Origin of the sequence: Actinomyces sp. Z5, assembly GCF_003287795.1 — a bacterium.
Taxonomy (GTDB): Bacteria; Actinomycetota; Actinomycetes; order Actinomycetales; family Actinomycetaceae; genus Actinomyces; species Actinomyces glycerinitolerans.
Genome location: NZ_QMIN01000040.1, coordinates 68,104 through 88,294 on the forward strand (window position 1 = coordinate 68,104; position 20,191 = coordinate 88,294).

General features: G+C 65.9%; 14 protein-coding genes. 10 read left to right on the forward strand and 4 right to left on the reverse strand.

Annotated features, from left to right (window positions below; all coding sequences use genetic code 11):
- Nucleotides 1-59 precede the first annotated feature (59 nt).
- Complete coding sequence (locus tag DRB06_RS04395; RefSeq protein ID WP_220092970.1) at nucleotides 60-1,364, forward strand: glycoside hydrolase family 27 protein; 1,305 nt, start codon at nucleotides 60-62, stop codon at nucleotides 1,362-1,364.
- Between the two features lie 33 nt (nucleotides 1,365-1,397).
- Nucleotides 1,398-3,443, forward strand: a complete 2,046-nt coding sequence (locus DRB06_RS04400) for a TIM-barrel domain-containing protein (RefSeq protein ID WP_111819222.1) — start codon at nucleotides 1,398-1,400, stop codon at nucleotides 3,441-3,443.
- A gap of 271 nt (nucleotides 3,444-3,714) precedes the next feature.
- On the opposite strand, the gene DRB06_RS04405 is transcribed toward DRB06_RS04400, so the two are convergent.
- The 3 genes from DRB06_RS04405 to DRB06_RS04415 all read right to left on the reverse strand — a co-directional run bounded on the left by DRB06_RS04405 (nucleotide 3,715) and on the right by DRB06_RS04415 (nucleotide 6,775).
- Nucleotides 3,715-4,548: a carbohydrate ABC transporter permease gene (locus DRB06_RS04405; protein ID WP_092612675.1), complete on the reverse strand. Its 834-nt coding sequence runs from the start codon at nucleotides 4,546-4,548 to the stop codon at nucleotides 3,715-3,717.
- Complete coding sequence (locus DRB06_RS04410; protein WP_073327668.1) at nucleotides 4,545-5,408, reverse strand: carbohydrate ABC transporter permease; 864 nt, start codon at nucleotides 5,406-5,408, stop codon at nucleotides 4,545-4,547. The genes DRB06_RS04405 and DRB06_RS04410 overlap by 4 nt, the downstream gene beginning before the upstream one ends.
- 104 nt (nucleotides 5,409-5,512) lie before the next feature.
- Nucleotides 5,513-6,775 (reverse strand): ABC transporter substrate-binding protein, encoded by a 1,263-nt coding sequence (locus DRB06_RS04415; protein ID WP_073327670.1) that lies wholly within the window; start codon nucleotides 6,773-6,775, stop codon nucleotides 5,513-5,515.
- Nucleotides 6,776-6,913: 138 nt separating this feature from the next.
- Between DRB06_RS04415 and DRB06_RS04420 the strand changes: the two genes are divergently transcribed.
- A complete protein-coding gene (locus DRB06_RS04420) occupies nucleotides 6,914-7,921 on the forward strand; it encodes a LacI family DNA-binding transcriptional regulator (protein ID WP_108966081.1) in 1,008 nt (335 codons plus the stop codon).
- 123 nt (nucleotides 7,922-8,044) lie between these two features.
- Nucleotides 8,045-9,595 carry an alpha-N-arabinofuranosidase gene (locus tag DRB06_RS04425; RefSeq protein ID WP_258522138.1) on the forward strand — a complete coding sequence of 517 codons (1,551 nt, stop codon included), beginning with the start codon at nucleotides 8,045-8,047 and terminating at the stop codon, nucleotides 9,593-9,595.
- A 645-nt stretch (nucleotides 9,596-10,240) separates the two neighbouring features.
- On the opposite strand, the gene DRB06_RS04430 is transcribed toward DRB06_RS04425, so the two are convergent.
- Complete coding sequence (locus DRB06_RS04430; RefSeq protein WP_258522139.1) at nucleotides 10,241-12,727, reverse strand: HNH endonuclease signature motif containing protein; 2,487 nt, start codon at nucleotides 12,725-12,727, stop codon at nucleotides 10,241-10,243.
- A 221-nt stretch (nucleotides 12,728-12,948) separates the two neighbouring features.
- Here DRB06_RS04430 and DRB06_RS04435 point away from each other — a divergent pair, with 221 nt between their 5' ends.
- From DRB06_RS04435 to DRB06_RS04460, 6 genes are all read left to right on the forward strand, one after another.
- A complete protein-coding gene (locus DRB06_RS04435; protein ID WP_073327674.1) occupies nucleotides 12,949-13,632 on the forward strand; it encodes a TetR/AcrR family transcriptional regulator in 684 nt (227 codons plus the stop codon).
- A 124-nt stretch (nucleotides 13,633-13,756) separates the two neighbouring features.
- On the forward strand, nucleotides 13,757-15,184 hold the full coding sequence (locus DRB06_RS04440) for an MFS transporter (RefSeq protein ID WP_181575184.1): 1,428 nt from the start codon (nucleotides 13,757-13,759) through the stop codon (nucleotides 15,182-15,184).
- A 110-nt stretch (nucleotides 15,185-15,294) separates the two neighbouring features.
- Complete coding sequence (locus tag DRB06_RS04445) at nucleotides 15,295-16,296, forward strand: nucleoside hydrolase (protein WP_111819227.1); 1,002 nt, start codon at nucleotides 15,295-15,297, stop codon at nucleotides 16,294-16,296.
- A gap of 14 nt (nucleotides 16,297-16,310) precedes the next feature.
- Entirely contained in the window at nucleotides 16,311-17,972 is a 1,662-nt protein-coding gene (locus tag DRB06_RS04450) for a carboxylesterase/lipase family protein (RefSeq protein ID WP_159097627.1), read from the forward strand.
- 641 nt (nucleotides 17,973-18,613) lie between these two features.
- Entirely contained in the window at nucleotides 18,614-19,063 is a 450-nt protein-coding gene (locus DRB06_RS04455) for a PTS sugar transporter subunit IIA (protein WP_073327680.1), read from the forward strand.
- Entirely contained in the window at nucleotides 19,060-20,127 is a 1,068-nt protein-coding gene (locus DRB06_RS04460) for a PTS fructose transporter subunit IIC (protein WP_108966066.1), read from the forward strand. The genes DRB06_RS04455 and DRB06_RS04460 overlap by 4 nt, the downstream gene beginning before the upstream one ends.
- Nucleotides 20,128-20,191 lie beyond the last annotated feature (64 nt).

Genomic DNA, 20,191 nt, shown 5'->3' on the forward strand with positions numbered 1-20,191 from the left:
TCTTGACAACGATTCATCACCGCTTCATGATACGGACTACATTTCGCTTCTAGGAGTCAATGATGACACCACCAGTTTCCCCACCTGCCACCTTCCCGCCGCGCGGCTGGAACTCGTGGGACTGCTTCGGCGGGTCGGCGACCGAGGCCGAGGTTCTAGACAACGCGCGTTTCATCCACGAGCACCTGCTCGCACATGGCTGGGACACCGTCGTGGTAGACATCCAGTGGTACGAGCCGGCCCCCGGCACCGCGGACTACAACGCCCACTCGGCGGCAGTCATCGACGCCTACGGGCGTCCGCTGCCCGCCGAGAACCGTTTTCCCTCGGCGGCGGGTGGAGCCGGGTTCGGACCGCTGGCGGAGGCGATCCACGCCCTGGGATTGCGCTTCGGCGTGCACCTCATGCGGGGCATCCCGCGCCGAGCCGTCGCCGCGAACACCCCGATCCTCGGCACCGCCTACACCGCCCGGGACGTTGCCACTCCCCCATCCGACCGCTGCCCCTGGAACCCGGACAACGAGGGTGTGCAGCCGGATCACCCCGGTTCCCAGGCCTGGTACGACTCGCTGCTCGCACTCCTGGCCACCTGGGGTGTGGACTTCGTCAAGGTCGACGACGTGCTCTACCCGCCCATCCGCCGCCCCGACATCGCCATGATCCACCGCGCGATCAAGCGCTCCGGCCGCGACATCACGCTCAGCCTGTCTCCGGGGCGCGAGCTGTCGCTTGAGCACGCCGACTTCCTACGCGAGCACGCCCAGATGTGGCGGGTCTCGGACGACCTGTGGGACGACTGGGAAGCAGTCGTGGAACAGTTCCAACGGGCCGCACGCTGGGCCGCAGTACAGAGCGACGACGGGGTCGGGGACCTGGACATGCTGCCTCTGGGGCGAATTGGTCTACGCGCGCATGTCGGCGACCCGCGGCACTCGCGCCTGAACCTCGACGAGCAACGCACCATGCTGACGCTGTGGAGCATTGCACGCTCCCCGCTCATGATGGGCGGACATCTGCCGGAGTCCTCGCCGGAAACCATCGCCCTGCTCGGCAACGACGTCGTGCTCGCCCTGGGTGAGCGGGGCGCCGACTGCCGTGAGATCATCCGCGACGGCGACCTCGTGGTCTGGCGCTCCACGCTGCGTCCGGCGCCCGGCCGGGGGGAAGGGGAACGGGATGTCCGCGCCGTCTTCAACCTCGGCGATGAGCCCCGCACCCGCCGCCTGCACCTGGCCGATCTCGGGCTGCCCCAGACGACCCGCCACCTCACCGACCTGTGGACCAGCAAGCGCGCCGCCGTCGTCGACGGCTGGTGGGATATGGACCTGCCCGCCCACGGCTGCGCCGTTGCCGCGGTTGCCTGAATCCGTCACGCTCTCCCACTACCGAGGACCGTCATGTCCCCCATACACGCCGCCACCACGCCGGTCTTCGAGATCGGGCCCGCCTCGATCACCTGGCGCGGCTCCGGCCAGACACTGCGCGTCGAGTCCTGGGGCGAGAGCGCCGTACGTGTGCGATGCGTCCCGGCCGGGGACCTCATCGATACCGACTGGGCGCTCCTGCCGGTGCCGGACGTGCCCACGACCGTTACCGTCGACGGGCCCGATGCCCGCCTGGTCAACGGCCGACTCACTGTTCTCGTGCACGCCGACAGCGCCTATGACGCCCAGGCGGGCTATCAGGTGTTTCGGGCCCGACTGGAGATCCGCGACAGCAACGGCCGTACCCTCCTGCGCGAGCTCGGCGACGGCGGGGCGCTCAAGCTCGTCGCCCGCAACTTCACGGCTTTGCCCGGAGGCTCCCACCATCTCCTCGCCGCCTTCGAGTCGCCCGTCGACGAGCACTTGTATGGCATGGGCCAGTACCAGCAGGAGATCCTCGACCTCAAGGGATCGACCTTCGAGCTCGCGCACCGTAACTCCCAGGCCAGCGTCCCCTTCGTCTTGTCGAGCGCCGGCTATGGCTTCCTATGGCACAACCCCGCCATCGGTCGTGCGACTTTCGCGCTTAACAGGACCGAGTGGGTGGCGAACGCCACCCACCAACTCGACTATTGGGTGACCGTCGGAGACAGCCCGGCGGAAATCTCCCGCGCCTACGCGGACGCCACCGGGCACGCACCGATGATGCCCGAGTTCGGGCTGGGCTACTGGCAATGCAAGCTGCGCTACTGGAACCAGAGCCAGTTGCTCGAGGTCGCTCGCGAGCACACGCGCCGAGGACTGCCGATCGACGTCATCGTCGCAGACTTCTTCCACTGGCCCGAGCTGGGCGACTACCACTTCGATGAGGAGATGTGGCCCAACCCGCGCGCCATGGTTGAGGAGCTGCGCGAGCTAGGCATCGAGCTAATGGTCTCCGTCTGGCCGCAAGTTTCCCCGCTCAGCGAGAACTACCCTCTGCTCGCCAAGGAGAACCTCCTCGTCCAGGCGGACCACGGCCTGCAGCCCCAGATGGCCTTCGGCGGCCCATCCCTGTTCCTCGACCCCACTAACCCGCGCACCCGCGACACCGTGTGGAAGATCTGCAAGCGCGGCTATCACGACCTGGGCATCAGGCTCTTCTGGCTCGACGAGGCGGAGCCCGAATACGGCACGTATGACTTCGAGGCCTACCGCTACCACGCCGGACCGGTATCCGAGGTCGGAAACATCTACCCACAGGCGTTCTCCCGGCTCTTCTACGAGGGGCAGGTCTCGGCCGGGCAGGAGGACATCGTCAATCTCGTGCGCTGCGCGTGGGCGGGCTCCCAACGCTACGGCGCCCTCGTGTGGTCCGGGGACATCCCCTCCAACTGGACAAGCCTGCGCCGCCAGCTTATCGCGGGTCTGCACATGGGCGTCGCCGGCATCCCCTGGTTCACAACCGACATCGGCGGCTTCCACGGCGGCGATGCCCGCGACCCCGCCTTCCACGAGCTGCTCGTACGGTGGTTCCAGCTGTCCACGTTCTTCCCCGTGATGCGCATGCACGGCGACCGCCTGCCCTTCGAGAAGGTCACCGCCGCCGACGGTACGCCCCGTGAACACAGCGGCGCTGCGAACGAGCTGTGGAGCTTCGGGGAGAAGGTCGAAGAAATCCTCACTCGCTTCGTCTGGGTGCGCGAGCACCTACGGCCGTACACGCGCTCACTCATGCGCGAGGCGCATATCGGCGGCCAGCCGGTCATGCGCGGCATGTTCTACGAATTCCCCCACGATGACGCCTGCCGGGACTTGGCTGATCAGTACATGTTCGGCCCGGACGTCCTCGTGGCCCCTGTACTGACGCCCGGGGCGACGAGCCGCGAGGTCTACCTCCCAGCCGGGGCGTCGTGGACCCACGCCCACACCGGACAGATCCACGACGGCGGGCAGTGGGTCAACCTTGACGCCCCGCTCGGCTCCATCCCGGTTCTTCTGCGTGACGGCGCGCTGTCACATCTGATTGGGACCATCTGAGCGCCGTCGGATCCCGGGGCCGCAGCGCACCAGGACGACCGGTTCGCGATAAGGCTGATCATCGACGCGCTCGGGGTAGCCGAAACACTTCCATTGGGGTGAGAGACCAGCAGCACCCGGACGCTACGGGTGCCGGGTAGAGCTGGAGGAGGCCTGTGCCGGGAGACTCCGCGTCCCACATCAACAGCGTCGCGGTCTCCAGGAGGAACGCACGGGTGCGCCCCGCTGTAGCTGGGCGCACCCGTAGTCGTCGTCGGCAGCACCGACTCACTCATCCCTTGACGCTACCTGCAGCCAATCCGGAAACGATCCAGCGCTGGCAGAAGATGAAGAAGATGAACACCGGGATGAGCGCGATGACCGTCATGGTCATGAAGGACGGCCAGTCGGTGGCGAACTGCCCGACCGCGTTGTAGACCTGGAGCACTACCGTGCGCTTGGCGGTGGAAGAGATGAACACGTTCGGGGTCATGAAGTCGTTCCAGGTGCTCATGGTCTGGAAGACGATGACCGTGGCCAGGATCGGGCGGATGAGCGGCAGCACGATACGCCAGTAGATGGTGAAGGGGCCGGCGCCATCGAGTCGGGCGGCCTCGATGATCTCCCAAGGGAGTTTGCGCATGTAGCCGACAATCAGGAAGTAGCAGAAGACCGCCCCGGCCAGATACATGACCACCAGCCCGTTAAGGGTATTCACCAAACCGGCCTGGGCCTCCAGCCGGTACAGAGGAATGAGCGTGGCCTGCGCCGGGATGACGAAGGCGATCATGAGCACAAGTCCGACCACCGCAGTGAACCGACTTCTGCGCATGACAATGCCGTAGGCGGCCAGCGACCCGATGAACACCTGACCGGCAACACCCACCACCGTGACGTAAACGGTGTTGAGGAACGACCGGAGGACCGGCGTGGTCGCGAAGACCTTGGAGTAATTCTCCAGCGTGGGGGTGGAGGGCAGTCCCAGCGGCGAGACGGCCATGTCCTGGCTGGTCTTAAAGGTGTTGACCACGATGTAGTAGAGGGGGATTGCCGCGATCAGGGCCAGGAGGATCATGACGACGCTCCGAATCCAGTACCACAGGCGACGGCGAGCGGCGGGGCTCATGACAGGTTCCTCTCGATCCGGTTGGAGACCGCGAGCTGCGCCAGCACTATGAGCGCGACCGCGGCGGTGAAGATGACAGCCAGTGCGGAGCCGACGTCGGCGCGACCCTGCGCAATGCCCTGGACGATGATCGACTGGGTGAGCGTGTTGGTGGCAAACCCGGGGCCACCCTTTGTCAGGGTGAACGGCAGGTCGTAGACCTTCAACCCTCCGGACATCAGCAGGAAGGTGGAGACCACAATGCCGGGGGCCAGCTGTGGCAGCGTGATGTGGCGGAACTGCTGGAGCTGACCGGCGCCGTCGAGCTCGGCCTGCTCGTACAGGTCGGCAGGAATCGCCTGCAGGTAGGCCAGGTAGAGAGTGGCGTGCCAGCCTACTCCGGCCCAGACGGCCACCAGAATGACGCACACGCGTGCCGACGTCGACTGAGCGAGCCATGCCACCGCGTCCGCACCGAACAACGAGTGCAGGATGCTGTTGACCACGCCGGTATCCAGGGGCGAGAGGATGTACTGCCAGACCAGTCCGAGAATGGCCATGGAGGGTACGGACAGGAAGAAGAACAGGGAACGCACCAAGTTGCGCCCGAGGAAGCGCTTGTTGAGCACCACCGCCAGCGGAATCGCGAGCACGGTGATGAGCACCGTGGTGGCCAGGGCGAACATGATGGTGAACACCAGTCCCTGAAGCAGCGAGGGGTCGGAGAACACCGTCGCGTAGTTTTTCAGGCCCACGAACTCCACATCGGTGGAGTAGCCGGAGAAGTTCGTGAGGCTGAAGTAGAAGGTCTGCGCCAATGGGACGGCGAATAAAAGGACGAAGACGGCGATGACGGGCAGAAGAAATGCGGAGCTGGCCAAGCTCTCCGAGGCCTGGCGCCCACGCGGGCGTCGGGCCCTACCCCTGGAATTGACACGATCCGGACGGGACATCAGATTCTCCTAAGTGATTCTGCAAAAGCGCCTCACAAGGAGGCCAGCTTGGTGTCCATCCCGGCGGCGACTTGTTCCACGGTGATCTGCCCCTGCACCAACTGCTGGCACAGCGCGATGCCTTCGAGTTGGAGAGCGTCCGAGGCGTGGTCCCAGTAGTTCATGGGCAGGTAGATCTTCGAAGTCTTGAGGTAATCGTCGTAGAGGCCCTGATACTCCGGGGCCACCTCAACCGTGAAGTCCGAGGTGTTCACCAGGGTGCCGATGTGCTCGTTGGCGAGCCTGAGGCCTTCTTGCGACGCCAGGAAGGTGATGAACTTCTTGGCCGCTTCGAGTTCCTCCCCCTGTGCGGAGGCCGAGATCGCAAAGCCCGGATCCGGGGCACCAGTTGCAAAGGGCTCGCCGCCAGGTGCAGCCGGCATCGGCGAGATACCCCAGTTGAGGCCGGACGCGGCGATGTCCGCCAAGTCCCAGGGGCCGGTAATGAACATGGCGAGGTTGCCGGCGATGAAGTCCTCCTTGAGCTGCGTTCCGGTCAGCGAGACGGACTCAGCTCCGACGATGCCCTCGTCGTAGAGGCGATACCATTGCTTCATCGGCTCCGGCCACTCCTCGGCGAAGGTGGACTCGCCGGTGAAGATCTTCTTCTCCCCCCGCTCGTCGCCCGCGAGGTCGTAGCCGGCCCCCAGGAATGCTTGGAACATCGAGGGAATGTCCTGGACACTTTCGCGGTAGGGGGTTACGCCCGCACCCTTGAGCTGCTTGCACAGGTCAAGGAACTCATCCCAGGCCTGCGGGACGTCATCCGCGCCCGCCTGGGCCAACAGGTCCCGGTTGTAGACGACGCCGGCCGCCCATGCGCCGAACGAGGCGCCGTAGATTTTGCCGTCGTCCTCATACGCGCGCAGGTTCGCGTCCGCAATCGCACCCATGAACGGCTCGTCGGTCAGGTCCGCAACCAGGCCCTCACCGATGAGTTTCTCCTTGGTCTCCGGGTTGATGCGATGAACCGTGGGCTGCTGGTTGCCGGCGATACGGGTCTGGAGCGTCTGAAAGTAGCCGGCGGTGGGAGCGGAGTAGGAGAAGTCGATCGCGATGTCTGGGTTGGCGTCCTCAAAGGCATCGATAAGTGGCCGTGCCACCTCCTCGGTCTCCCATGACAGGTAGGTGATCGTGGTCTTGCCTGAGTTCCCGCCCCCGCCGCATGCGGCGAGGGTTGCCGCAATCGAGGCCATCCCGAGGCCGGCGAGGGCCTGACGACGAGAGACGGCGGTGCTGGCGATGTTGGAGATCATGATCGGTGCTCCTTTGCACGTGACGAGCGGCGCCCGCTCGATTTAACGTTACATCGGTACCATAGCGCAGTTTCCGCAGTTGTCAACAGAGCGACCGCCGCAACCCGGTAGGCTGCGGCACATAGCGAGGAGGAGCCAATGACAACTCTGGCGGACGTCGCCAAGGAGGCAGGCGTGTCGGTTATGAGCGCCTCCAACGTGCTGCGCGGTAAGCCCAACGTCTCCGCATCAATCCGCGAGCGTGTGCTCGCCGCCGCGACCAAGCTCGACTACCGGGCCAACATGGCCGCCAAGAGCCTGCGGTCCGGTCGCAGCGGCATCATCGCCCTCTGCGTTCCCCGCCTCGACATGCCCTTCAACGCCGCCTTTGCCGCGGCCGCCACGTCAGCGGCGGAGGAACACGGCGTCAGGGTGATGGTCCAGCAGACGCTTTCCGACCCCGAGCGGGAGCTCGAGATCCTGCGCGGAGCTACAGCCTCCCTGGTAGACGGCACAATCGTCTCCGCGGTCGGCGCAAGCGCCCGCGAAATCGAGGACGCCGCGAGCAGCCACGCCGTCGTCCTGTACGACGAGCGCATCCAGAACACTCAACTGGACCTTATTTCCAGCCCCAATCAGGCGGGCGGGAGGGCCGCGGTCGAGCACCTCATCACCAAGGGCTGCCGCCGCATCGCCGTCTTGGGCACACACAGCGCCCCTCACGGCCGCGCCGGCGCCGATGGCCAGGACCTGCGCTGGGCCGGCGCCTTGAGTGCAGCCGAGGACAACCCACAGGTCGATCTGACCCCCATCCCCTGCGCATGGGACTGCGAGCCCGCGTACGCCGCCATGCTTTCCGCCTTGGCCGTGGGCACACCCGTCGACGGCATCTTCGCCATGACGGACTCCGTCGCACTGGGAGCCATACGCGCTCTGTCCGACCGAGACCTTCGCTGCCCCGAGGATGTGCGCATCATCGGCTTCGACGGCATCCGCGAGGGAGCCATATCCGTTCCCTCACTGTCAACCGTGGACATTGGGATAACCCAGCTGGCACGCACAGCGGTCGACATGCTCCTGACGCGCATTGAGGCACCCGCGTCGGAACTGCCCGGACGCCGGTTCACCCCCGCCTACACGCTCATCGAGAGGGAATCCTCGCGCTGAGCCCATCCAAGCCGCGGTTGAACGACCACACCCTGACATGTAACGTTACATCCATGGGACCGGTTTACCCGCCCCGTCACTCCTTACTCCCGCATGCTCAGACACACAGACCAAGGAAGTTCCATGATGTCCAGCTCTCCTGTCCCCCGCGCCGTCGTCGACCTCGATGTACCCGGCCCCACCATCTCCCGTCACATCTATGGGCACTTCGCGGAGCACCTGGGCCGCTGCATCTACGGCGGCTTTTACGTGGGCGAGGACTCCCCCATCCCCAACGTCCACGGTCTGCGCACCGACGTCATTGAAGCGCTGAGGGCGATCGCCATCCCCAACCTGCGCTGGCCCGGCGGCTGCTTCGCCGACGAGTACCACTGGCGCGACGGGATCGGCCCCAAGGATCAACGCCCCACCATGGTCAACACCAACTGGGGTGACGTTGTGGAGGACAACTCCTTCGGCACGCACGAGTTCATGGAACTGTGCGAGTTGCTTGGGGCCGACGCCTACATCACGGGCAACGTCGGCTCGGGCACGGTGCGGGAGATGAGCGAATGGGTCGACTACCTGACCCGCGAGGGGGACTCCCCCATGGCGCGCCTACGCCGGGCCAATGGCCGCGAGAAGCCGTGGCGGGTGCCGTTCTTCGGCATCGGCAACGAGCCCTGGGGCTGCGGCGGGAACATGAGCGCGCCGGTCTACGCCGCCCAGGCCCGCCGCTATGCCACCTTCGTGCGCAGCCACGGCGAGAACGAGATGGTGCGCATCGCCGGCGGGGCGAACGTCGACGACTACGCGTGGACCGACGCACTGATGCGCGACCTCGTCTGCGACACCTGCCCGCGCTCCGAGCCCGGCCCCTACCAGGCAATCAGCCTGCACTCCTACACCTTCCGCGACTCCTTCGAGGCCAAGGGTCAGGCCCGCGGTTTCAGCACCGAGGACTGGTACGCCACCTTCGCCAACGCCTGGTGGATGGAGGAACTGATCACCCGGCACTCCACGGTGATGGACCGCTACGACCCCCACCGCAAGGTGGGGCTCGTCGTCGACGAGTGGGGCGCCTGGTGGGATGCAAAGCCGGGCACCAACCCCCACTTCCTGCAGCAGGACAACACCCTGCGGGACGCGCTCATCGCCTCGCTGCACTTCGACATCTTCCACCGCCACGCCGAGCGCGTCATCATGGCCAACCTGGCCCAGACGGTCAACGTGCTCCAGGCCCCGATCCTCACCGACCCGACCAGCGGCGCCATGGTGCTCACTCCCACCTACCACGTGCTGGCGATGAACCTGGGCCACCACGACGCCACTCGGCTCGACATGCGTTGGGTGGATGATCTTCCCGCCCATGCCGACGACGGCGCCCGTCCCTTCCCGCTGGTCTCCGTCTCCGCCTCCCGTAAGGGCGACACGGCGCTCATCTCCGCAACCAACCTCGACCCCGCGGCGCCCCACACGATCCGTCTGGACTTGCGCGGTGCCGCGGCGGCGGTGGACGGTGCGCGCGTGCTGACCGCGGCCGCGCTCGACGCCTGCAACACGCCAGAGGCCCCCGACGCCGTATCACCGGCTGCGTTCTCGGACTGGTCGCTGGCGGACGGCGTGCTGGAACTGGTTATCCCACGTGCCGCCTACGTGACGGTGTCCTTGGGACTAGAGCCGACGACGAACTGAGTGCGGAGCCGCGACGGCGCAAGACTCCCGCCACGCTCGGCTGCGGCGACTCGGCTCCCGCGACCACTCGGCTCCCGCCACCACTCGCCTGCTGCGACCACTCGGCTCCCGCGACCACTCGGCTCCCGCCACCACTCGCCTGCTGCGGCCGCTCATGGAACGCGCCGCCGCACGCGGTCTGTGCACGAGACTCGGTCGCCGGCCCGCTCCGTGCCCGCATCTAGGTCCTGTTGTGTAAGTGCTTGGGTGGCGGTGCGCGGTTGGGTGGCGGTGTGTGGTTTTTGAGCCTGTCTGTTGGACCCCTGTTCCCCGGTTGGACCCCTGTTCCCCGGTTGGACCGCCGTAGCCGCCGGTTACAGCGGTCCAACGGGGCGTGGGCGGTCCAACGGGGCGTGGGCGGTCCAACGGGGCGTGGGCGGTCCAACGGGGCGTGGGCGGTCCAACCGGGGCGGTGCAAGACCCACTCGCCCCCTTCGACGGGCGCACACAGCCCACTCAAGCTGGGGCCCCGTAGCCAGCAGACACGGCGAACTCGCCATCCGCTACCAGACCACCACCCACATCGCCAACACCGACCCGCCAGCACAAACGACTTACACAACACGACCTAGGGCCCGCCTCTGAGCCCCGCCTCTAGGACCCGCCCTAGAAGGGCGGGATCTTGTCGAGCAAAGGGGCCAGACCCAGGTCATGCAGAGCCGCCGGGTAGGGGTGGGCTTCAAAGGCGCCGACGGGCTGGCCGGGACGGGGTCCTCGACTGGTTACCTGCGGCGGATGACCGGGCCCGCCCCGGCGGGATGCCATCTCCAAACCGCGGCGAAGCCGCTCCACGACCGCGCCGTCGACGGCCCGCGCCTCTCGCTCGGGGATGATTCGAGCAGAAACCTGGAGTTGGCGGGGGCCCACGCGACGCGGCAGGAGGGTTACGGTCCCCTCCGGGGCTCTGCGGTAGCGGGCCCCGGAGGGCGTAGTCCACAGGAGGGCGTCATCATCCTGCCGGGTGAGGGTCCATCCGGGAGTGTGCTTGAGGCGATGGTGGGCCTGACACAGGCAGGTGAGGTTGTTCAGGCTGGTGGTCCCGCCCTCCGCCCAGGAAATGACATGGTCGATGTCGCAACGCGCGGCCGGCACCGTGCACCCGGGGAAGGTGCACGCCTGATCACGGGCCTGCACCAGGTCACGCAAGGCGGCCGGAGGCCGGTAGTGCGACCGCCCCACGTCCACTACGGCGCCTGAAAGGGGATCGGTGACCAGCCGACGCCAGACACCGCCCAGAGCCAGGGCACGCGCAGTGGCGGCGGGGATGGGCGCCCGATTGCGGCCGATTACGACCTCGGCCGTCGGTGCCGTCCCCAGCGGCAGCGCATCCCCACCGCCCGCGTACAGACCTGCGCCGTTGGTGGTGCTCTGACTCCTCCCATGGGCTGCAGGCGCACTGCTCCCGTCGACAACTACGGGCGTCTCGATCCCATCGACGGCAGTGGGCGCACTTCCCCCACTGCCGGTAGGCAGACTCATCCCACTCGCGCCGCGTGAGCCGTCTTCGCCACCCGGCGGCGCGCCGCCGGTGTGGTCGTCATCGGGTACCAGCAGGGTCAGCGGGACCGTGACATCAACATTGATTCCAATTCCGGGTGGCGGGAAGACCGGGTCGATGCCGGACGGCGTCCACCAGGGACGAGAGGGCTCCACCAAACCGCTTAGAGCGCCGAGCAGCCCCTCCAGCGGAACCCCATCCGGCAACAAGCAGCCACCGCGGCCGGCTCCGAAGGTGCCATGTGCTACGCCGGTCGCGTCGCCGGCGCTGGAGTTCTCCGCTGTGGGGATCACGGCGACGGGTATCTCGGCGGGTATCGCGGCGATGGGTATCTCGGCGGCGGCCTCTCCGACTGGACCGCCGGAACGGCAACCGGCGTCGACAAAATCCGACGCATCGCTCGTGCGCGTGCTTCGGCAGGCGACGTGTTGGCTGCCTTGAAGGGTGCGCAGGGCCATACCGGTGAGAGCGTCGGCCCGCAGCTGGCCCAGGCTGCGCCCATCGCCGGCGGCGCGGGCGCTGGCGGCGATGGCGTCCAGGGTCGCGTCGACTAGGAAGGCATCCAGGCTGGGCAGCAGCAGCATCTCATGGGTGCCCTCACCCGCCTGACGGGGATGGCTCACGTGACGATCGGCAACATTCCTTGTGCGGCGGCTGCTCGCTCCCTGGGGATCCAGGGCGGCCAGAGCGCGGTCGACATCCCGCCCGAGCTGCGCGGCCGTTCTACGTGGAGCGCGGGCGAGCACCCGTTCCTGGACCGCAGCGGTAGTCGCGGACCCCGTCCCCTCGAGCCGCGCAACAATCAGCGCAGTCTTGGACTGATCCACCAGGCCCGCACGGTGCAACACCTCCGTGAGCGCGAACTCGGGCTGCAACAGAGCCCACCCGCGGTCAAGTATCCGCGAGGCGGTCGCGCGCGGCACTCCCAGGCGGCAGGCGATCTCGTTGCTGGTGGTGAACCGCGATTCCTCTTCGGTAACCAGCTGCGCGGGCTCTCCACCGGGCCCCCACGGGGCCGCCCCACGGTTCATCTCCGCGGTTCTTGCCAGGCAGGCTGCCGCGACTGCCTCCGCCCATGACACCCAAGCCTCCAGCCGATGACAAGCCGCCACCAGCTCACTGAGCACCTGCCCTCCCAGGGAGGCCAGGGCGTCGATACCGGTTCCCTCGCCCCAATCCACGCCCAGCCGCGCAGCCGTCTGCGCCAGGTCACGGTCAGCCGGACTGGTGATCGCGCCCAGCACCTCGTCCATCTCAGGAACGCCCAGGACCTCTGCAACTTCGGCGGAGTCAACAACACCGCCGGCGTCGGCAACGGTGGCGCCACAGCCGTCTGCCTCACCTTCGGAACGCGCAGGTACTAGAAGCCCGGCCAATAAGTCCTCAACCAGGCCCGCCAAGCCGGCTCCCGCCGACATCCCAGCCAGGCGATCAACCAGGGCGCCAGGATCCGGGGTGTCACCAGCCAAAGCGGCCCGCGCCGTCGTCGGCTCCGTCGCCGTCGTCGGCATCCCGTTCTTGGCGGCAGGAAGCGCAACTCGGCCCGCCGTACCGGTCCCGGCGGGTCCACCCTCGCTCCCCCTGCTCCCGAACATGAATACACGGTATCGCGCGGCACCGACACGAATTCCACCCCTTTAGCAGGGCTACCGCCGCGACGCGGGCGGCATACTTCACCCCAAGTGGGCTACGGCGTGTGGGCGTGTCCGCCCCGGCGGTATCGCTATATTGCGAAATGGGGGTACCCGCCAGCCGACTTAGACCTCGGAAGGCGGGCCCCGCACGTTGCCGATTCGACCAATCCCTGGAGGTCAACATGGCACGACTCGAGGACTCCGCGGCGCCGCTCAAGGACGCCATGGGTGATGCCCTGCTCGAGCTCATGCACGAAAAGCCCCTGCGAAAGATAAGCGCCAGTGAGATCGCCTCGCGTGCCGGCCTGGGGAGAGTGACCTATTTCCGGCACTTCTCCTCCAAGGAGGAGGTGCTCGCCTATAAGTATCGAACCGCCTGGAGGGACTTCGCCGCCCGGCACTGGTACGACGAGTCCGACGACCGCGCGAATGCCATAGCCCGGTTCCACTTCTGTCTGCAGGTGCGTACGCTCAACGACGCCGTCTATGGGGCGGAGCTTGGGAGCATCCTGCTGGGAGTCATTGTGGAGTCGCTGGAGGGCCGGGCTCCGGACCCGGCGACGACCCCTGCCTCCGATGCCGGGGCCACGGACGCCAGCGATCGAGCCGGCTTCCTGCACCGCTTCAAGGCCTATGCCCTGTTCGGGCTCATTGACGCCTGGATCCGCCACGGTTACCGGCAGGCCCCGGAGGAGATGGCCGCCATTTACGTCAGCTTCCTCAGCCCCGAGGTCGAATCGCTGGGTTCGCGCGGCTCCGAGCGCCGAACCGGCGGCAGGGCGGCACGGATGCGCAGATTGCAGCGCATCCGGGAGGCGGCGGAACTGCGCAACCCGAGGCGCTACGTCGTAGACGACGACTCCTGAGACCGGACGCCTTGACAGCGCCTTGACAGGATGAATCCATTCAGCGTTAAATGAACCAACCGGTCGGAACCTCGCGGAGGATTCGCGTGCGTTCAGCGCCCGGACATCGATGCAAAGGAGCCACATGTCCAATACCGCCGATCCCCGTCTGGAGGAGCCCACCCGTCCGGGCACCTCCGCCAAGTATCTGGGCGGACGCCCGTACTACCAGTACCTGATCTCCTTCGTCATCGCGGGCGTCTTCCTGTACGCCTGCTACTCGGCGCTGACGGCGATCCTGCTGCCCAACACCGTGCAGACGATCGAGTTCCAGCACTACTTCTCCGGCACCACCGTCACCACCCTGGACCAGCTCACCGAGCTCACCAACCTGGCCAATGACGTCAACGCCGGCACGGTCACCGCGACGTCCGAGCAGGCGCACCTGCTGGACCTGCTGAAGCAGTACGAGGCCGCTCGGGCCTCCTCGATCTCCAACATGATGATCGTCGGCTCGTTCTTCACGCTGTTCGCCCAGCCGATCGTCGGTGTCCTCTCCGACCGCTGGCGCTCCCGCTGGGGCCGGCGCGCCTTCTGGATCGTGGCCGGCGCCGTCGCCGGGGCCGCCTTCATGATCGGCCTGCGCTACTCCACCACGATTCTCATGCTCACCGTCTTCTGGACCACCGCGCAGGTCTCGCTGAACTTCATGCAGGGGCCGCTGTCGACGACGGTGGCGGACCGGGTTCCCGCCGAGAAGACCGGCACGGTCTCCGGCCTGTCCGGCATCGGGATGATGGCCGGCTTCACCGGCGGCTCCGTGGTGGCCGGCATTCTGATGAACTCCATGGGGCTGGATGCCTACTTCGTGTTCGCCATCGCCGTCGTCGTCGGCGCCCTGATCTTCGTCACCTTTGCCAAGGACCGCTCCTCCAAGGACCTGGAGCTGCGCGAATTCGACTGGATCGCCTTCTTCAAGGGCTTCTTCGTCCCACTGTTCGACCATGACTTCCGCTGGGTTTGGATCGCCCGCTTCATGATGTTCTTCGGCTACACGGCCGTCAGCAACTACAACCTGTACATCATTCAGTCCCACCTGCGGCCCGCTCACACCGCGGCCGAGGCGAACACGATCGTTGCCACCCTGTCGGCGGCGGCTCTGCCGGTGCAGCTGCTCATGCTGGCCTTCGCCGGCAAGCTCTCGGACAAGGTCAAGCGGCGCAAGCCCTTCGTCATCGGCGCCTCCTTGGTGATTGCCCTGGACATGCTGGTGCCACTGCTGGTTCCGACGCTCCCGATGTACTTCTTCTTCTACATCCTGCTGGCGGCCGCCTACGGCATGTACATGGCGGTGGACGTGGCCCTGTTCATCGACGTCCTGCCCGACCCGAACGCCGCCGGCCGTGACCTGGGCGTGGCCAACGTGGCCTCCAACATCGGCCAGATGCTGGCGCCCTTCGTCGCCGGCAAGCTGGTCGCCCACACCGGCGGCTACTCGGCGATCTTCATTACCGCTGTAATCGCCGTCGCTATTAGCGCCGCAGCCATCATCCCGGTCCGGAAGGTGAAGTAGCGTCTGAAACACTTGGTGGCGGCATCGGTCCCAGCCGGTCCGGTGCCGCCACCATCCCAACCGGTAACTCACTGCCGCTTGACCCAGAATCGCTTGCAAAGGAGCAAGACATGAACCCCGCCCCCAAGACCTGGGCCTATGGCTCATTCCCCTGGCTTTCCGAGTCCGACCGGCTCCCCGGCGTGGCTCCCCGCACCCGCGTCATCATCGATAACGACTTCGCCGGCGATCCCGACGACCTCTTCGCGCTGGCCCACCACCTGCTGGTCGAGGGCACCGAGGTACGCGGCGTCGTCATCTCCCGACTGCGCGAGGACGACCCGTGGAATCGCACCGACTCCTCCGTGCGCGCAGGCCACGAGCGCGTCGAGACGCTGCTGGCGACCATGGGGGTGACCGGCGTCGACCTGTACGACGGCGACGACCGCGGCTTCGACGCCTACGCCGACCAGACCGCTGCCTCCCGCTTCATCATTGATGAGGCGCTGCGCGACGACGACCGCCCGCTGTTCCTCGTGGCCGGCGGCTCGCTGGGCGACGTCGCCCGGGCCTTCAAGGCGGAGCCGGCCATTGCCGAGCGCCTAACGCTCGTCTGGATCGGCGGCGGGGAACACGCCGGACTGGCGTACGTGCCCGAGGGCGGCACGGACATGGAATACAACCTGGCACTCGATCCCGCGAGCGCCCGCTACGTCTTCAATGAGACCGAGGCGCGCATCTGGCAGATTCCGCGCGACGTCTACCGCTCCGCCACCGTCTCCATGCCGACCATCCGCCGCGGCTGCGCTCGCGCGGGAACGGTTGGCGCCTACCTGCTCGGTGAGTTGAACCAGGTGCGCGAGATGGTTTCGGGCATGACGCATCCCGGCGCCACCTACGTGCTCGGAGACCAGCCGCTGGTGCTGCTGTCCTCGCTGCAGACCACCTTCGAGCCCGACGCCGCCTCCTCCTACTACGACGTCATCCCCACGCCCCGCATTGCGCAGGACGGCACCTACCGCTACCCGCAAGACGTCCGGCCGATGCGCCGCTACCAGCGCATCGACAACCGACTCCTTTTCGACGACATGTTCGACTCCCTGGCCGTCCTGGCCGAGTGGCTGGAGAACTGAAAGGAAGAGGCAGCGTGTACAACTCCATAGTCATCTCCACCGTCCATGGTCCGGTCCGTGGACGGGTGGTGGACGGCGTCGCCGCGTTCAAGGGCATCCGCTACGGCGCCGACACCGGAACCTACCGCTTCCAACCACCCCGGCCGCCACAGCCTTGGACAGATGTCGCCAATGCCTTCGAGTTCGGTCCCACCTGCCCACAGGATCACCCGGACACCGGTGTCGATCGCGCCCTGAATCCCTTCCTGCAGAAGATCGGACTCACCGACAATCTGCCGGAGGACGAGGACTGCCTATTCCTGAACGTGTGGACACCTGCACGCTTGTCTCAGGAAGCTTCAGTTTCTGGCGACGGAACTGACGGCGCCCGCACGGACCAACCCGACCACCCCGGCAGGCCAGTACTGGTTTGGGTACATTCGGGCGCATACTCCTCGAACTCGGGCTCCTCGCCCTCCATCGACGGCACTCATCTTGCCCGTGAGCACAACCTGGTGGTCGTCACCTTCAATCATCGACTCGGCGCGCTCGGCTACACGCAGGTAGTTGATCCAACGACGGAGCCGAACTCCCCCTATGCCGAATCCGGCAACGTCGGCATGCTCGACATTGTGGCGATGCTGGCCTGGGTACGAGACAACATCGCCGCCTTCGGCGGCGATCCCTCACGGATTACCGTGGCCGGTCAGAGCGGCGGGGCCATGAAAATCTCCATTCTTATGGCTATGCCGTCCGCGGCCGGGCTGTTTCACCGCGCCGTATTGTGTTCTGGTGCCACCACGCTGGCGCGTCCGCTCGACGATGCCCTGCGGACCGGGCGCCATCTGCGTGTCTGCGCCGGACTTCCCGGGGACGCCGCTGTCACCGAGCTGGCTAAGCTCCCGATCCAAGACTTCATGCGTGCGTCGCTCGCCGCCGCGGGCACCTCCATGACCACTTTCTCCCCTGTCATCGACGGAAGCACACTGCCCTGCGCACCATTCGCGCCTAGCGCGTTGGCATTGTCCGCCCATGTGCCTGCAATCATCGGTGATCTCGACACCGAGGCGGCGTTGTTCCTCGCAGGAAGTCACGACGAGCTCGCGACCCAGGGGCTCGACGGACTGCATCGGGCATTGACAGGTGAATTGGGCACGCAGGTGGCGGACAAATTCCTTGCCGCCCTGCAAGACTCCCATCCGAGCGCGTCCCCCTACGAACTGGCGCTGAGGGCCTCCTCCGACCTGGCCTTCTGCGTCCACACGCGCACCGCGGTCCAGCGACGGGTCGCCTGGGCACAGGCACACGGCGGTGCGCCCACATGGCGCTACCGCATAACTTGGCGGACCCCGGTGGACGACGGCGTTTATATGTCTACGCACGAGCTAGACGTCGCACTCGCATTCGGCAATGTGGAGGCGGCTCGGGGCCTCAATGGTGGAGGTGACGAGGCCCGGGCTCTATCCCGCACGATCGGCTCGACCTGGGCGAACTTCGCCGCCGACGGCGAACCGTGCGGCCGCCAGGGAACCGGCTCCGTAGCCTCTTGGCCCGCTTGTGAGTCAGCCGTTGCCCATACGCTTCTGCTCACGCCAACGCCCCAGTCCGCCGGGGACGTGGACGCGGCCGAGCTTGACGCAATCACGGCGACAGTGCATGGCGAGGTGAATTGGCTGGAGGCGGTGCGCGCGCGATGATCAGGCGTCATCCCACCACGCCGGTTCGGGAGTACCACGCCAACTAACGGGCTCTGCCGGCCTAGGGGTGTGGTGTCCACGGGCCGGTCGGGAGTCTGGGTCGGGTGTGCGAGTGGACTGGGGCGTCTGCTACGCGGGTCCGACGTTAACAACGCTACTTAACGGTCTGCTGTATACCTCGGAGCCCTTCAGTAGACCGTTAACCGGCGTTGTTAACCCCGAAGTGGCGTTGCAGACGGTGAAGCGACGTAGCAGATGGCAACCGTCTCCCGGCACGGCGATACCGGCAACCGTCTCCCGGCACGGCGATACCGGCAACCGCCCCGGGCGCCGCGATACCGGCAGCCACGCGACTCCTCGAGCACGAAAAGCTGTATCGCCTCTCAGCGGATATAACGCTAACACCAGCAAATTCTGACAGCCACCAGAACCGTCGGATCGAACCAATAGGCCAGCACCGAGAACCTGTATCGCCACACCAGGCTTACGACTTCCACATTCAATGTGGAAACACTCGAGCTGTTCATCTCCCGCTTGACCACGTAGCATCGACGCAACCACGGTCACCGCGAACAATTTAAGCGGCGCCCGGAGCCAGCACATCAGGCGCAGCCGAAGACCAGACAAGGAGGTTTGGTATAGTGTTCGAAAAGGAACTCATCGTCTTCAGCGACACCGAGTACGCGTCGAAAGACGCCGTCATTGAGGGGATGGCCGAGCTCGTCGCCAACAAGGTCGATAGCGTCGAGGGGTTTGCCAACGCGGTCAAGGAGCGCGAGGCGGCATTCTGCACCTACATCGACCACGGCGTAGCCATACCCCACGGCAAGACCGACATCGTAAAGAGTCCGTTCGTCATCTACCAGCGTCTCGGGAAGGGCGTCACCTGGGGCGAGGATGGCGAGGTCGCCACCCACGTCTTCATGATCGGCGTCCCGGAGGCGGCGGCGGGGAACTTGCACCTGAGGATACTTGCGGAGCTTAGCAAGGGACTCGTACGCGAAGCTTTCCGCGACAGGCTGCTCGGCACCGATTCAAAGGAAGAGGTCTTTGAGATTCTCAAGGACGTAGAGAAGGAGATCGTCAAATGAGCTTGGGACAGACCAAAAAGAAGGCAAGCCTGGGCGCTCAGCTCTTCAAATACTTCAACACGGGCATCTCGTACTTTCTACCCGTAATTATCGCGGGCGGCATGCTGTTCTCGCTAACACTCATCACCGGTCGCATCGAAGACGGCGCCATTGTCCCCTCCAACCAGTTCTGGCAAAACGTTTACGACCTGGGCCAAGCCGGCTTCTCCATGATGGTACCGGTCCTCTGCGCCTACATAGCATACGGCGTGGGCAGCAAGCCCGCACTCGCGCCCGGTTTCATCCTAGGATACGTGGCAAACAACCCCATCGGTTCCCGCCAAATTTCCACTGGCTTCCTCGGCGCCCTCATCTTAGGTTTCATGGTGGGCTACTTCGTAAAATGGACGAAGAGCTGGAAGGTCCCAGATGTGCTCAAGCCCATGATGCCCACCTTCCTCGTCCCACTGGTCACGACCTTTATATGTGGCGTCGTTTACACCTACTGCCTCACCTACCCACTGAACGCATTCGTACAAGTCATCGTAGACGTCATGTACAAGCTGAACGGGGTGAGCGCTGTACCTCTGGGCATTGCCATCGGCGTGCTTGCCGCAGCAGACTTCGGCGGCCCCTGCTCCAAGGCTGCCACTGCCTTCACCATCGCTCTCATGGCCGAGGGATTCTATGGCCCCAACGGCGTCTTCCGCATGTGCTGCGCCATCCCGCCCCTAGGCATGGCACTCGCCTCGTTTATCCTTCGCGACCGCTATGACAAGGCGGATCGCAACCTGGGCATCTCCGCCCTGTTCCTTTCCTCCTCCGGTATAACCGAGGGCGCCATACCCTTTGCCGGCAAAGACTTTAAGCGCACCTGGATTGCTTGCGCGATCGGAACGGCCATCGCCGGCGGCATCGGCATGGTGCACGGCATTTCATCCGTCGTGGCCTTTGGCGGCATCGTGGCCATCCCCGGCGTTTACGAGGGACAGCTCTGGTATGTGGTCGACATGCTCATCGGCGCTCTGGCCATAGTCGGAATCCTCTTCCTCATCAAGCCCAAGCTGGACACCGACGGGAAGTAGCGAAAGACGGGTCGAGACGTAGGCCGCCCGCATCATGGACTAGACCAATACAGGAGGTGAACTG

Bases quoted from the DNA above. Each gene is read 5' to 3' on its own strand.
- DRB06_RS04425 (WP_258522138.1), top strand. From the start codon at position 8,045: ATGATGTCCAGCTCTCCTGTCCCCCGCGCCGTCGTCGACCTCGATGTA.
- DRB06_RS04440 (WP_181575184.1), top strand. From the start codon at position 13,757: ATGTCCAATACCGCCGATCCCCGTCTGGAGGAGCCCACCCGTCCGGGC.
- DRB06_RS04445 (WP_111819227.1), top strand. From the start codon at position 15,295: ATGAACCCCGCCCCCAAGACCTGGGCCTATGGCTCATTCCCCTGGCTT.
- DRB06_RS04460 (WP_108966066.1), top strand. From the start codon at position 19,060: ATGAGCTTGGGACAGACCAAAAAGAAGGCAAGCCTGGGCGCTCAGCTC.
- DRB06_RS04415 (WP_073327670.1), bottom strand. From the start codon at position 6,775: ATGATCTCCAACATCGCCAGCACCGCCGTCTCTCGTCGTCAGGCCCTC.
- DRB06_RS04400 (WP_111819222.1), top strand. From the start codon at position 1,398: ATGTCCCCCATACACGCCGCCACCACGCCGGTCTTCGAGATCGGGCCC.
- DRB06_RS04430 (WP_258522139.1), bottom strand. From the start codon at position 12,727: ATGTTCGGGAGCAGGGGGAGCGAGGGTGGACCCGCCGGGACCGGTACG.
- DRB06_RS04395 (WP_220092970.1), top strand. From the start codon at position 60: ATGATGACACCACCAGTTTCCCCACCTGCCACCTTCCCGCCGCGCGGC.
- DRB06_RS04405 (WP_092612675.1), bottom strand. From the start codon at position 4,548: ATGAGCCCCGCCGCTCGCCGTCGCCTGTGGTACTGGATTCGGAGCGTC.
- DRB06_RS04435 (WP_073327674.1), top strand. From the start codon at position 12,949: ATGGCACGACTCGAGGACTCCGCGGCGCCGCTCAAGGACGCCATGGGT.
- DRB06_RS04420 (WP_108966081.1), top strand. From the start codon at position 6,914: ATGACAACTCTGGCGGACGTCGCCAAGGAGGCAGGCGTGTCGGTTATG.